10 protein-coding genes are annotated in these 13,685 nt (G+C 64.2%); 5 read left to right on the forward strand and 5 right to left on the reverse strand.

Going from position 1 to position 13,685, the window contains the following annotated elements; translation table 11 throughout:
• Positions 1–5: 5 nt before the first annotated feature.
• The 3 genes from ACEN8I_RS06830 to ACEN8I_RS06840 all read right to left on the reverse strand — a co-directional run bounded on the left by ACEN8I_RS06830 (position 6) and on the right by ACEN8I_RS06840 (position 3,060).
• The gene (locus ACEN8I_RS06830; RefSeq protein ID WP_413327562.1) at positions 6–1,478 is read right to left on the reverse strand and encodes a ShlB/FhaC/HecB family hemolysin secretion/activation protein; all 1,473 of its coding nucleotides are present in this window, start codon (positions 1,476–1,478) and stop codon (positions 6–8) included.
• 430 nt (positions 1,479–1,908) lie between these two features.
• Complete coding sequence (locus ACEN8I_RS06835; RefSeq protein ID WP_413327563.1) at positions 1,909–2,787, reverse strand: segregation and condensation protein A; 879 nt, start codon at positions 2,785–2,787, stop codon at positions 1,909–1,911.
• A 45-nt stretch (positions 2,788–2,832) separates the two neighbouring features.
• Positions 2,833–3,060, reverse strand: a complete 228-nt coding sequence (locus ACEN8I_RS06840) for a DUF3460 family protein (protein ID WP_413327564.1) — start codon at positions 3,058–3,060, stop codon at positions 2,833–2,835.
• Positions 3,061–3,202: 142 nt separating this feature from the next.
• Between ACEN8I_RS06840 and bamE the strand changes: the two genes are divergently transcribed.
• Complete coding sequence (gene bamE, locus ACEN8I_RS06845) at positions 3,203–3,724, forward strand: outer membrane protein assembly factor BamE (RefSeq protein ID WP_413327565.1); 522 nt, start codon at positions 3,203–3,205, stop codon at positions 3,722–3,724.
• Positions 3,725–3,731: 7 nt separating this feature from the next.
• Here the strand turns inward: bamE and ACEN8I_RS06850 are convergent, their stop codons facing one another.
• Positions 3,732–5,405, reverse strand: a complete 1,674-nt coding sequence (locus tag ACEN8I_RS06850) for a SulP family inorganic anion transporter (protein ID WP_413327566.1) — start codon at positions 5,403–5,405, stop codon at positions 3,732–3,734.
• Between the two features lie 208 nt (positions 5,406–5,613).
• Here ACEN8I_RS06850 and ACEN8I_RS06855 point away from each other — a divergent pair, with 208 nt between their 5' ends.
• On the forward strand, positions 5,614–7,416 hold the full coding sequence (locus tag ACEN8I_RS06855; protein WP_413327567.1) for a 7TM diverse intracellular signaling domain-containing protein: 1,803 nt from the start codon (positions 5,614–5,616) through the stop codon (positions 7,414–7,416).
• A 24-nt stretch (positions 7,417–7,440) separates the two neighbouring features.
• Here the strand turns inward: ACEN8I_RS06855 and metG are convergent, their stop codons facing one another.
• Positions 7,441–9,546, reverse strand: a complete 2,106-nt coding sequence (gene metG / locus ACEN8I_RS06860) for a methionine--tRNA ligase (protein WP_413327568.1) — start codon at positions 9,544–9,546, stop codon at positions 7,441–7,443.
• 178 nt (positions 9,547–9,724) lie between these two features.
• On the opposite strand from metG, the gene apbC reads away from it, so the two are divergent.
• From apbC to ACEN8I_RS06875, 3 genes are all read left to right on the forward strand, one after another.
• Entirely contained in the window at positions 9,725–10,816 is a 1,092-nt protein-coding gene (apbC, locus tag ACEN8I_RS06865; protein ID WP_074578002.1) for an iron-sulfur cluster carrier protein ApbC, read from the forward strand.
• A 22-nt stretch (positions 10,817–10,838) separates the two neighbouring features.
• Positions 10,839–11,780, forward strand: a complete 942-nt coding sequence (locus ACEN8I_RS06870) for a LysR family transcriptional regulator (protein ID WP_413327569.1) — start codon at positions 10,839–10,841, stop codon at positions 11,778–11,780.
• Positions 11,781–12,034: 254 nt separating this feature from the next.
• Entirely contained in the window at positions 12,035–13,669 is a 1,635-nt protein-coding gene (locus tag ACEN8I_RS06875; RefSeq protein WP_413327570.1) for an OFA family MFS transporter, read from the forward strand.
• Positions 13,670–13,685: the final 16 nt, after the last annotated feature.

The following is a 13,685-nucleotide window of genomic DNA, read 5'->3' on the forward strand; positions in this document are numbered from 1 at the left end:
CGCGATTAAAAATACTTGATGGCCTGGATCCAGAAACGGCCCGATTTGTCCGGCGCAGAGGTGGCCGCCGTGTCACCCAGCTTGCGTGCGTAGTAGGTTCGGATCGCAAAATTGCCAGGCTCGCCCCAGGTCAGCCCCACGCCATAAGCGCCCAGGCTGCGGTGGTTGTCGCCTGCCGCCCACGGTTTTTTGTTGATGGTGGCGCTGCCTCCGTCAACGAAGCCGATCAGGTGAAACTGGCCGGGCACGCTCTCGGGCTTGGGTAGCAGCAGGCGGGCTTCCAGGGTGACGATGAATCCCTGGTCGCCAAAGGCTTCGCCCTGCGGATAGGCCCTGACGCCATCCATGCCGCCCAGGACCATCTTCTCGGAAGAGTCCAGGTTTTTGGAGGCCAGTTGTCCGTTGACGCCCGCGTAAAAGGAAAGGGTGTCGGTGACGCGCTGCAGGCGGCTCGCACCGAAAGCAAGCTTGCCGTAGGAGCCGTTGGTGCGCGCACCGGTTGCATCGGCCGCCAGGGCAGCGGGCGTTTCAATATCCAGGTTGCCGGCAGACAGTCCCAGAGAAAAAGCGTTCATTCCGCCACCGCCCAGGTTGTCAAGGTGGCTCCCGTAGAGACTTGCCGTGACGACGTTCGCCTTCTTGTCGACGACCGAGGGGACCACATCCACCCGGTCCTGAAAGGTCCGGTGGTCGTAGTTGAGGCCGGCGTTCAGATTGGTGTTGCGTGAGCGAATCAATGGATAGCTTGCGTAGATGCTCGCAATTTCCGCCGTGCCGTTGGCCTGCAGGGGGGTAAATTCCTTGCCCAGTTTATAGGCGAGGCGGCTGTAGGCCACGCCCGCTGTGGCTTTGCCCAACTGAAGCTGGTAGGACGCGCGACCGTAGTTCAGCCCCGAGCCCGACGTCACCGCCCGAAAACTGGCGACGTCGCCCTGGCCCAGCAGGTTGTTGATGTTGACCGTGGCGCCCAGGCGGTATTCGCCGGTGTAGCGGTTTCCGGCGTTGTCCACGTCCACGCTGCCGCTGATGCGCTGGCCTGGCGTGATGTCGACCAGCAGGTCGGAACTGCCGGGCGTTTCCCCGGGCACCAGTGTTGACTTGATCTTGACCCCGGGAATGTCCGAAAGCAGCAGCAGCCGCTTCTCGAGCGTGTCGTTGGTGATGGGATCGCCGCTGTTGACGCCACTCAGGATGTTTCGGACCAGGTCATCCGACAGGTGGGTCTGGTTGTTCAGGACGATCTTGCCGTATTGGCCTTCGCTGACTGCGATGGTGACGGTGTTGTCCTTGACGCTTTGCGCAGGCAGATAAGCCCGGGCGACAAAATAACCGTTTTTCCGGTAGTGGTCGGTGATGCGGGCGGCCATGGCCTGCAACTCGGCCAATGTCAGCTCGGTATTGGGAGCAAAGCCGGTGAGGCCCACAAGCTCGGCTTCGGAAAATACACGTGAACCCGTGACTTGCAGGCTTCTGACCAAAATTTTGGCGGTGCCGGGTTCGGCCTTTCCAGGTGCTGTGCCTTCCTGAATCCTGATTTCCGGCGCCGCTTTCTGCGGAACGGGAACGGGAGGAAGCTGCTGAATCTGGCTGCCGGCACCGGGGAGCTGCTGGGCCAGAAGGGCTTGGCTCAGCGCCAGCATTGTCAAGGGAAGCAAGGCTTTTTTCAAACCCCGGGGTGTAGGGGCGCATCCTCGCGCAGTTTTCATGGAGTCCTAAGTTGTGCCCCATCCTGCGCGGATGCCTTCTCGAAAAGAGTAGGACGCAACGCTGCCAATTAGCAAGTTAATCGCTAAAACCTATAAATCTAAAAGTATTTCAATAAAAACCCTGTTGACCACATCCGTCTGCGGTGGGTTTCGTTGAATCCGCCTGGCTCCGCAGATTCGGCTGCACGGCAGCCGGGGCCGTTCAGGCCGGCGTGTAAGCCAGGCGCACGTAAATGGGCGCGAAGGCCTCGGCCTGGGTGACTTCCAGCAGGCCTTCTTTGGAGAGCTCGAGCAGCGCGATAAAGGTCACCACCAGCACCGGCATGCCGCGCGCGGCGTCGAACAGCTCCTCGAACTCCAGGAACTTGCGGCCCTGCAGCTTGCGCAGCACGATGCTCATGTGCTCGCGCACCGAGAGTTCTTCGCGGCTGATGACGTGGTGCTGCACCAGGCGGGCACGCTTGACGATGTCGCGCCAGGCTTCCTGCAGGTCGACCACGTTGACGTCGGGAAAGCGAGGCTGCAGCGATTGCTCGACATACACCTGGGCGCGCAGGAAATCGCGGCCGAACTGCGGCACCTCGTTGAGCTTGTGGGCGGCCAGCTTGATCTGTTCGTACTCGAGCAGGCGGCGAACCAGCTCGGCACGCGGGTCTTCGGGCTCCTGGCCCTCGGCCACCTTCTTGGGCGGCAGCAGCATGCGCGACTTGATCTCGATCAGCATGGCGGCCATCAGCAGGTATTCGGCCGCCAGTTCCAGGTTGGTGGCGCGAATCTCGTCGACGTAGGTCAGGTACTGGCGCGTGACCGCCGCCATCGGGATGTCGAGGATGTTGAAATTCTGCTTGCGGATCAGGTAGAGCAGCAAGTCCAGCGGGCCTTCAAAGGCCTCGAGGAAAACCTGCAGCGCATCGGGCGGGATGTACAGGTCATGCGGCATCGCGAACAGCGGCTCGCCGTACAGGCGCGCCAGCGCGACCTGGTCTATCACTTCGGGCATGTCCGTGCCCGCCACGGGCTGCGCCTGGCCGGCGGCCGGCGGCAGTTCCTGGGGTTCGGGCGTGAAATGGGGCTGGGACATGAAAAAAAGCAGCGGCTATGGGCGTCGCGAAGGGCTGTGGCGCCCTTATTTGCCGTTGGGGTGGCTGCTGGTGCCGTAGACGTAGGGCTGCTGGGGCACGCGGGCCTCACCATACTCGGCCTGTTCGCTGCGGTTCAGGTTCTTGTCCCACAGCAAGGCACGCCCGGCGCGCTGCTCGGCCTCCAGCGTGGGCTTTTTGGCCTTGAGCTGGTCTATGAACTGCGTCGTGTCGGAGGTGTAGTCGGAGCGGCGGAAGAAGTTGAGGAGGGCCATGGGGTCTAAACTGCCTGAAACGTATAGTGGGCTGATTTTACCGGGGTCTGCCATGCCTTCCTTGTTTTCACCCTTTTCGCCCTCTTTGCCGGCCCAAAAGGGGTTGTCGCCCGCTTTTTCACCAAGAAGGATGTTTGCCTGTATGGGTCTGCTCTCATTTGTCCTGGGCCTGGTGGGCTGCGACCCGCAGCGCATCGCCGAACTTGAAGAAGGCGTGGCGACCGAAGCCGATGTGCGCGCCCGCTTCGGCGAGCCCGAAAAAATCTGGGATGCCGCCGACATGGCCGACACGCCCTTGCCCGGCGCGGCCGCGGCGGCGGGTGCGCGCACCTTTGAATACAACCGCCAGCCGCAGGGCCAGGCCAACTACATGATCACCATAGGGGCGGACGGCAAGATGAGCGCGCTCCGGCAGGTGCTCACGCCGCAGAATTTCGAGAAAGTGCTGCCCGGCATGCGCATGGAGCAGGTACGCAAGATGCTCGGCAAGCCCATGAAGGTCACGCCTTATGCGCTCAAGCAGGAGACCCATTACGACTGGCGCTACCTGAACCCGCCTTCGACGGCGCGCATCTTCACGGTGGTGTTTGACGCCGACCTCAAGGTCAAGGGCACGGCCTCGGTGGATGAAGAAAGTGTCAGTCCGTCGGGCGGCACACGCTGAAGGCCGGCTAAACCATCTCGATCTTTGCCAGAAAGCCCGAACGCTCCATCACGGCCAGTGGCTGGGCATTGAGCCCTGCAATCACCAGCCGGCCGCCGCGCAGCACGATGGCCTTGTGCAGTTGCTCCAGCACGTCCAGCCCCGAGGTGTCCAGCGACTGCAGGGACTGAACGTCCAGCCGCACCACCAGGCCCTTGGGCGCGCTTTCCACCACGCTCAGTATCGGGTCCAGCTTGGCCACCGCACCGAAGAACAGCGAACCGTAGAGCTGGAAGCTCGCCGAGTCCGCGTCGCGCGAGACCTCGACCACCTGGAACAGGCTGCTCATGCGCCGCACGAAGAGCACGCAGGCCAGGATCAGACCGACCTGCAGCGCCACCGTGAGGTCGAACACCACCGTCAGGAAAAACGTGCCCAGCATGATGAGGCGGTAGTGGCTGCTGGCCTGGGGCAGGCGGGCGAACTCGCGCCACTCGCCCATGTTCCAGGCCACGTAGAGCAATATGCCCGAGAGCACGGCCAGCGGCACATGCACCGCCAGCGGCGCCGCCGCCAGCACGATGAGGGCCAGCGTGAGCGCATGCACCAGGCCCGCGACCGGCGAGCTGGCGCCGGTTCGCACATTGGTCACGGTGCGGGCAATCGTGCCGGTGGCCGGCATGCCGCCGAAAAAGGGCACGACGAAGTTGGCCACGCCCTGGGCCATCAGTTCCTGGTTGGGGTCGTGGCGCGGCAGGCCCGAGACCTGGTCGGCCACGCGCGCGCACAGCAGTGACTCCACAGCGCCCAGCATTGCGATGGTGATGGTGGGCGCCACCAGCAGGCGCACCGTCGCCCATGAAAAGTCGGGCAGGGCAAACGCGGGCAGGGCGCGCGGAATGCCGTGAAAGCGCGTGCCTATGGTTTCCACCGGCAGGGCCAGGAAATAGGCAAAGGCCGTCAGCGTGACCAGCGCCACGATAGGGCCGGGCATGCGCGAGGCCATGCGCGTGGCGCGCTTGAGCTGCACACCCTCGACCGCCTGCATGAGCCGGATCAGGCGCATGGTGAAAAAACCGCCCGCAACGCGCGCCTGCGTGCCGAACAGCCGGGGCCAGACGAACAGGCCCAGCAGGCTGGCCAGACCCAGGCCCAGCGCATAGGGGTTGAAGCTGTCCAGGTGGCTGCCCAGGACCTTGATCTGCGAAAAAAAATCGGCCGGCATCTTGGGCACGACCAAGCCCAGCAAATCCTTGGCCTGCGACAACGCGATCAGCACTGCGATGCCGTTGGTAAAGCCCACCACGATGCTGACCGGCACATAGCGCACCAGTGTGCCCAGCTTGAACAGGCCCAGCAGGAACAGCAGCACGCCCGCGCAGGCGGTGGCGATCAGCAGGTTGGCCAGGCCGTAGCGCTCCAGGATGCCGTAGACAATCACGATAAAGGCGCCGGCGGGGCCGCCTATCTGCACCGCCGAGCCGCCCAGCGCCGAGATCAGTGCGCCGGCGATGATGGCGGTCCAGATGCCGGCCTCGGGCTTGAGGCCCGATGCGATGGCAAAGGCCATGGCCAGAGGCAAGGCCACGATGCCGACGGTGAGGCCCGCTCCGGCGTCTTTCAAGAACCGTTCACGCGTGTAGCCGGCGAGTGCTGAAAGCAGGCGGGGGCGAAACGGCGCAAGGTAGGCGGGCAGGTGCATGGGCTTTGATTGTGGTGCCAGGCATATGCCGCCGAGAAGTCCTTGGCGTGACATTTTTCCATTGCCGGCAATGTAAAGGCTGGTTACAGTGAATAGATGTATTAGGTCAAAGTACTTACTTTTACAGCCTTTCGCGGACTGGATAAGCTTTGGGGCTTCACGGCACCTGGTTCCTGACTGTCCCAGCGTGCTTTTCCTGGAGAAGTGATTGCCCGGTTTTTTCGGTTTTTCGTCGATGCCCGGATGGCGCCTGCCGCAGCGGGCGGCCGCTTTGGCGGCGCTGCTGCTGGCACACGCCATGGCTGTGGCGCAAGAACCCCCCGCTCCCCCGGCAGGGGCGCTTTCCCCCGTCGAGAATCCCGCCGCAAGCCCCGCGGCCATGGTGCCTGCCCCCTTCAAGCCCGGGCGCGGCGTCCTGGGTGAAGGCCAAGTGCTGGTGGACAGCGCGGGTACCTTCACTTTCGAGCAGGTTCGCAGCAAGTTTGATGCCGGTGAAGGGCGTGCCGTTCAGTCCAGCGAGATCATGCCCACCGGGGGCGGGGCGGCACTGTGGTACCGCCTGGCCCTGCCGGCGGTCGCCGCGCCCACGCCGCTGATGCTCACCATTCCCCACCCCAATATGGACAGCGTGGACCTCTACCGGCCGGCGCCGGGCGGAGTGTGGCAAGTGGAGCGGTCCGGCGACGCGGTGCCTGTCGCGCAGTGGCCGGTGCGCCATCTGACGCCGGCCTTCGAGCTCCTGCTGCAGCCCGGCGAAACCCAGGCCAGCTACCTGAGGGTGGCGCATAACTACCCCATCAGTGTGCCCTGGGAGCTGTCCGACCCGGAGAGCTTTCATGAACAGTCCAAGGAGTCGCACCTGTTGCTCGGGGTGTACATCGGGCTGGTCCTGCTGATCGCGCTGATGAGCGCGCTGCACACCGCCTCCTGGCGCGACAGCATCCATCTTTTTTTCGCCGGCTACGTGCTGGTGGTGGCCGCTGGCCAGCTGTCATTGACCGGGCTGGCCGGCGAGTTTCTCTGGCCGGGCAACGCCTGGTGGAATGACAGCGCGCCGGTCGCCCTGACGCTGGCCACCGCCGCGCTGCTGCACCTGTTTTTGCGCCAGATGGTGGTCGACCGCGACGCGCCCTGGCTGTCGCGCGGCCTGCTGCTGATGACGGTGCTCGGCGCGGGCATTCTCACGGCTTTCCTGGTGATGGGCAACAAGTCCTCCTTCAACCTGGCCACGCCTTATTACCTGGGCAGCATGGCTGTCTACCTCAGCGTGGCCGGCTGGTATGTCTGGCGCCGGCCCATGGTCGGCCTGTGGGTGCTGGCCGCCATGGTCTGCCTGACGGTAGGGTCGATTTTTCCCATCCTGCGCACGCAGGCCATGCTGCCGCTGGGCATCGCCACGCAGTACGGCGCGCAGATAGGGGCAGCCTTCGAGATTCTGCTGCTGCTGGTGGCCCTGTACCTGCGCAGCCGCGAAAAGCGCGACAACCAGGCCCGTGTCGGTGCCCTCACACGGGTCGACCCCTTGACCGGGCTGGGCAACCACCGCGTGCTGCTGCAGCGGCTGGACGCCCTGTTGGTGCGCCAGCGGCGCGACCCCGGCGCGGGTGCGGTGATGCGTGTGCGGCTGGGCAACGCCATCGATATCCGCCAGGACTACGGCATGGAAGCGGCGCAAAGCGCGGTAGTGCAGGCCGGTGCCTGCGTAGCCGGCGTGGCGAGTGACGGTGACACTGTGGCACGCCACCGCGACGGCGATTTTTTACTGATCCTGCAGGGCCACCTCAGGCGCGACGAACTCACGCAGATTGCGCAGCGCCTGATCGCCCGGGGCCTGGCCGACAGCCCCAGCCTGCCGCCGGGCACCATGCTGCAGTTCAGGATCGCCGTGGCCGAGGCGCCTTTCAACGCGCCCGATGCCGAGCAGCTGCTGCACGCCATGGGCAACGTGCTCAGGGAGCTGTCGGGCCGCTCCGGCACCGGCTTGCGTTTTATCAACGCGGTGGCCGGCTGAAGCCTGAGGCCGGCCGCCTTTGGCTCAGTGGATGCGCATGCCCGGCGTTGCGCCCGGCAGGGGTTCCAGCACATAAATGCCGGGCTGGGCTTTTTCGTCAGCATGGCTGGCGGCCAGCACCATGCCTTCGCTGATGCCGAACTTCATTTTTCGCGGCGCCAGGTTGGCCACCAGCACCGTCAGCTTGCCGACCAGGTCCTCGGGTTTGTAGGCCGAGGCGATGCCGCTGAACACATTGCGCATGCGGCCTTCGCCGGCATCCAGCGTCAGGCGCAGCAGCTTGGTCGAGCCTTCCACCGCCTCGCAGCTGACGATTTTGGCAATGCGCAAATCGACCTTGGCGAAGTCGTCGATCGTGATGGCGGGGGCCAAAGCCTCACCGCCCGGCAGGTCCGCGCGCGCGGCCGGCGCGGCTTCGGCCTGGGGTGGCGGCTCGAACAGCGCGTCGAGCTGCTTGACGTCCACGCGTTGCATCAGGTGCTTGTAATCGCCGATCACGTGCCCCTTGCCCAGCATGCTGCCCGCGTCCGAAAAATTCAGCGGCTGCACTTTCAGGAAGTCTTCGACCTGCGCGGCCAGGGCGGGCAGCACGGGCTTCAAATAAATCGTCAGCAGGCGGAAGGCTTCTATGCAGACCGTGCAGACGTCCTGCAGGCGCGCGTCCATGCCGGCCTGCTTGGCGAGTTCCCAGGGCTTGTTCTGGTCCACATAGGCGTTGACCCGGTCCGTCAGCAGCATGGTTTCACGCAAGGCCTTGGCGAATTCGCGGCTTTCATAGAGCGGCGCGATCACGTCCTTCGCGGCGCGCAAGGCATCCAGCAGCGCAGCGCCGTCGGCCGACACCTCGCCGAGCTGGCCGGCAAAGCGCTTGCTGATGAAGCCCGCCGCGCGGCTTGCGATATTGATGTACTTGCCCACCAGGTCGCTATTGACGCGGGCCATGAAGTCGTCGGCGTTGAAGTCGATGTCCTCGTTGCGCGCATTGAGCTTGGCGGCCAGGTAGTAGCGCAGCCATTCGGGGTTCATGCCCAGGCTCAGGTATTTAAGCGGGTCCAGGCCGGTGCCGCGGCTCTTGCTCATCTTCTCGCCGTTGTTCACGGTGAGGAAGCCGTGCACAAACACGTTGTCGGGCGTCTTGCGGCCGCTGAAGTGCAGCATGGCGGGCCAGAACAGGGTGTGGAAGGTGACGATGTCTTTGCCGATGAAGTGGATCTGCTCCAGGTCGGGGTCGGCCATGTAGGCGTCGTAGTTTTCACCACGCTTGCCCAGCAGGTTTTTGAGCGAGGCCAGGTAGCCGACAGGTGCATCCAGCCACACGTAAAAGTATTTGCCCGGCGCATCGGGGATTTCAATGCCGAAGTAGGGTGCATCGCGGCTGATGTCCCAGTCGCCCAGGCCTTCGCTCTTCGTGCCGTCGGCGTTGGTCCGGACGGAAAACCACTCCTTGACCTTGTTCGCCACTTCGGGCTGCAGGCGGGGCTTGCCGTTGGCATTGTTGCCGTCAATCCAGTCTTCCAGAAACTTGACGCTGCGCTCGTCCGACAGTTTGAAGAAAAAATGCTCCGAGCTTTTGAGCACCGGCTTGGCGCCTGACAGGGCTGAATAGGGGTTGATCAGGTCGGTGGGCGCGTACACGGCGCCGCAGACCTCGCAGTTGTCGCCGTACTGGTCTTTCGAATGGCAATTCGGGCACTCGCCTTTGATAAAGCGATCCGGCAGGAACATGTTCTTTTCAGGGTCAAAGAACTGGTCGATGGTCTTGGTTTCAATCAGCGACCCTTGGGCGTTGTCGCGCAGGTCACGGTAAATCTGCTTTGCCAGTTCGTGGTTTTCCGGCGCGTCGGTCGAATGCCAGTTGTCAAAGCTGATATGAAAGCCGTCCAGGTAGGGCTTGCGGCCCGCGGCGATATCGGCCACGAACTGCTGCGGTGTCTTGCCGGCCTTTTCGGCGGCGATCATGATGGGCGCGCCGTGGGTGTCGTCGGCGCCCACGAAGTTCACCGCATGGCCCTGCATGCGCTGGAAACGCACCCAGATGTCGGCCTGGATGTATTCCATGATGTGGCCGATATGGAAATTGCCGTTGGCATAGGGCAGGGCGGTTGTGACAAACAGGCGGCGCTGGGACATAGGGATCTTTTTTGGGCTTAATGAGGGCTAACCCGCAATTTTAAGTCGCTTGGCCCTCATGCCGCCCCGCCAAGTCCCCATGACCCCAGTGGGCGCCGCCACGGCGTTAGACTTCAGCCCAACCCCCGCCGCCGCCAGAGCGCCGCCCCATTTGACAGATTCAACGGAGTATTTCCCCATGTCCCTGGACCAACAGGCCGTCCTGAACGCCGTGCAAGCCGTGCTGGATCCCAACACCGGCAAGGACTTTGTCAGCACCAAGGCCCTGAAAAACCTGCAGATCAGCGGCAGCGACGTGTCCTTTGACATCGAACTCGGCTACCCGGCCAAAAGCCAGGTCGCCGGCCTGCGCAAAAGCCTGATCGCCGCCGTCAAGGCCGTGCCCGGCGCCGGCAACGTCTCGGTCAATGTCGCGGTCAAGATTGCCAGCCACGCCGTGCAGCGCGGCGTGCAACTGCTGCCCAACGTCAAGAACATCATCGCCGTCGCCTCCGGCAAGGGCGGCGTCGGCAAGAGCACCACCGCCGTCAACCTGGCCCTGGCCCTGGCCGCCGAGGGCGCCAGCGTGGGCCTGCTCGACGCCGACATCTACGGCCCCAGCCAGCCCATGATGATGGGCATAGAAGGCCGGCCCGAGAGCGTGGACGGCAAGAACATGGAGCCCATGGAGAACTATGGCATCCAGGTCATGTCCATAGGTTTCCTGGTGGCCCAGGACGAGGCCATGATCTGGCGCGGCCCCATGGCCACCCAGGCGCTGGAGCAGCTGCTGCGCCAGACCAACTGGAAAGACCTGGATTACCTGATCGTCGACATGCCGCCCGGCACCGGCGACATCCAGCTCACGCTGTCGCAGCGCGTGCCCATGACGGGCGCCGTCATCGTCACCACGCCGCAGGACATCGCGCTGCTGGACGCCAAAAAGGGCATCAAGATGTTCGAAAAAGTCGGCGTGCCCATCCTGGGCATCGTCGAGAACATGGCGGTGCACATCTGCAGCAACTGCGGCCATGCCGAGCACATCTTCGGCGAGGGCGGCGGCAAAAAAATGGCGGCCGACTACAAGATGGACTACCTGGGCGCGCTGCCGCTGGACATGCAGATACGCCTGCAGGCCGACAACGGCCGGCCCACCGTGGTGGCCGACCCGGACGGTGAGGTCGCCGGCATCTACAAGGCCGTGGCGCGCAAGATGGCCGTCACCGTGGCGGCCAAGTCCAAAGACTTCTCCGCCAAGTTCCCGACCATCACCATCAGCAAGAACACCTGAAACCGCCCAGGCGCAGCGCCCCATGAACCTGCTGGCATCCCTGCGTTACCTGGCCGCGCTCGACGAGCACAAACATTTCGGCCGCGCGGCCCAGGCCTGCCACATCACGCAGCCGGCGCTGTCCAATGCGCTGCGCGCGCTGGAGCGGGAGTTCGGCACCGTCATCGTGCGGCGCGGGCGCAATTTCGAAGGCTTCACGCCCGAAGGCGAGCGCGTGTTGCTCAGCGCCCAGCGCATGCTGCATGAGCGCGAGCTGCTGCAGCAGGAGCTCGACAGCGGCATCGGCAAGCCGCAGGGGAGCCTGGCCATAGGGGCAGTGCCCACCGCCATGCCGGTGGCAGCGCGCTTTTGCGCGCTGCTGCAGGCGCGCTACCCGGGCATCTCGCCCACGGTGCGCTCCATGAGTTCCAACGAACTGGAGGCGGGCCTGGAAAGCCTGGCGCTGGACATGGGCCTGGGCTACACCGACCGGCTGCGCGCCAACGGGCCCAGCCTGCGCCAGATCAAGCAGTACACCGAACACTATTTTTTCGTGCGCCGCGCCGCCAAGGCCAGCAAGGACCAGATGCAGATCGGCCCCAAGATCACCTGGGCCGAAGCCGCCAAACACCCGCTGTGCCTGCTCACGCGCGACATGCACAACCGCACCATCGTCGACAAGGCCTTCCAGGAAGCCGGCGAGGCCTGCGAGCCCGTCATCCAGACCAACTCCATCCTCACGCTGGCGCTGTCGGTGGCCGAGGGCAATGTCTGCACGGTCATGCCAGGCGCACTGGTGGGCGCGGTGCGCGGCTACCGCGAACTCGAAGCCCTGCCCCTGGTCAGCCCCGAGGTGCGCACCACCATAGGCTTTATGGCCCAGGGCGGCGACCCCTCGCGCACCCTCGAAGCCGCCCTGGCCCTGGCCCAGGACGCCGGCTGGCTGCGCCACGCCGCCGCGCATAGCGGCTTGCTGAGCGTCTAGCGCTCCGCTCCACACGTAGAAGGGGGTTCCCCAAATCAGCCGGGGCCGCGGAACCGGCTTTGCCGGGCCGCAGGCGCAGCGGCCCCCTCGGGGGGCAGGGAGCGACACGAAGTGCGCGACCGTGGGGGCCATTTAGTTTTTGAATCGACATATGTCCCGATTCAATTTGACCGTGTTGCCGTGCGGCCGCGACACTTCGCGCACTCGTTCAGGGTGGGAAATACCAATAAGCCATAACACGGAGATAAAAAGACATGTCTGGATTCCTCGATAAAGAGCGCATCATTGCCGGCCCCGGCTTCAACCGATGGCTGGTGCCTCCCGCCGCCCTGGCGATCCACCTGTGCATAGGCATGGCCTATGGTTTTTCGGTGTTCTGGCTGCCGCTGTCCAAGGCGCTGGGCATCAAGGAATCCATCAAATGCGGCCCTGAGGTCGGCTTTATCGCCGAGTTGTTCACCACCAGCTGCGACTGGAAAATCTCCACGCTGGGCTGGATGTACACCCTGTTTTTCGTGCTGCTGGGCATTTCCGCGGCGACCTGGGGCGGCTGGCTGGAACGTGCCGGCCCGCGCAAGGCCGGCGTGGTGTCGGCCGTCTGCTGGTGCGGCGGCATGCTGATCTCGGCCCTGGGCATTTACCTGCACCAGTTCTGGCTCATGATCCTGGGTTCCGGCGTCATAGGCGGCGTGGGCCTGGGGCTGGGCTACATCTCGCCGGTCTCCACGCTGATCAAGTGGTTCCCCGACCGCCGCGGCATGGCCACCGGCATGGCCATCATGGGCTTTGGCGGCGGCGCGATGATAGGTTCGCCCCTCGCGGCCGACCTCATGAAGTATTTCGCCACGCCGACCAGCGTGGGCGTGATGCAGACCTTTGTCGTCATGGCCGTTGTGTACTTCGTCTTCATGATGGCCGGCGCCTTTGGCTACCGCGTGCCCGAAACCGGCTGGAAGCCTGAAGGCTGGACGCCACCGCCCGCTGCCACCAACACCATGATCACGCAGCGCCATGTGCATGTGAAAAAAGTCTGGGGTATTCCCCAGTTCTGGCTGATCTGGATGGTGCTGTGCATGAACGTGAGCGCCGGCATCGGCGTGATCGGCATGGCCTCGCCCATGTTGCAGGAAGTGTTCGGCGGCTCGCTGATCGGCGTGGCCAAGAAGTTCGGCGAACTCGACAAGGCGCAACTGGCCGCCATCGCCACCGTGGCCGCCGGCTTTACCGCGCTGCTGAGCCTCTTTAACATCGGCGGCCGCTTCTTCTGGGCCAGCCTGTCCGACAAGCTGGGCCGCAAGATGACCTATGTGGTCTTCTTTGTGCTGGGCGGCGTGCTGTATTTCAGCGTGCCGGGCAGCGCGGCGGCCGGCAGCATTCTGCTGTTCGTCGGCGCCTTCTGCGTCATTTTGAGCATGTACGGCGGCGGCTTTGCCACCGTGCCGGCCTACCTGGCTGACATCTTCGGTACCCAGATGGTGGGCGCCATCCACGGCCGCCTGCTGACGGCCTGGGCCACGGCCGGCATCCTGGGCCCGGTGGTGGTGAATTACATGCGCGAATACCAGCTGGGGCTGGGCATTCCGCGCGAGCAGGTGTACAACCAGACCATGTACATCCTGGTGGGCATGCTGGTGGTGGGATTGATCTGCAACCTGCTGGTGCGTCCGCTGAACCCCAAGTGGTTCATGACCGACAGCGAGCTCGCCGAAGAAAAACGCCTGGCCCATGAAAAAGCCGTGGCCTCCGAACTGCACCGCGCCAATGGCGGCAACGGTAACGGCGGCACGGTCAGCCCCGTGGTGGTGGTGCTGGCCTGGCTCGCGGTGGGCATTCCGCTGGCCTGGGGCATCTACCGCACCTTGCAAAGCGTTGCCAAGTTTTTTGCCTGAGCTTTCCTTGTTTTAT

The sequence above is a fragment of the Polaromonas sp. CT11-55 genome (genome assembly GCF_047303325.1).
Lineage (GTDB): Bacteria > Pseudomonadota > Gammaproteobacteria > Burkholderiales > Burkholderiaceae_C > Polaromonas.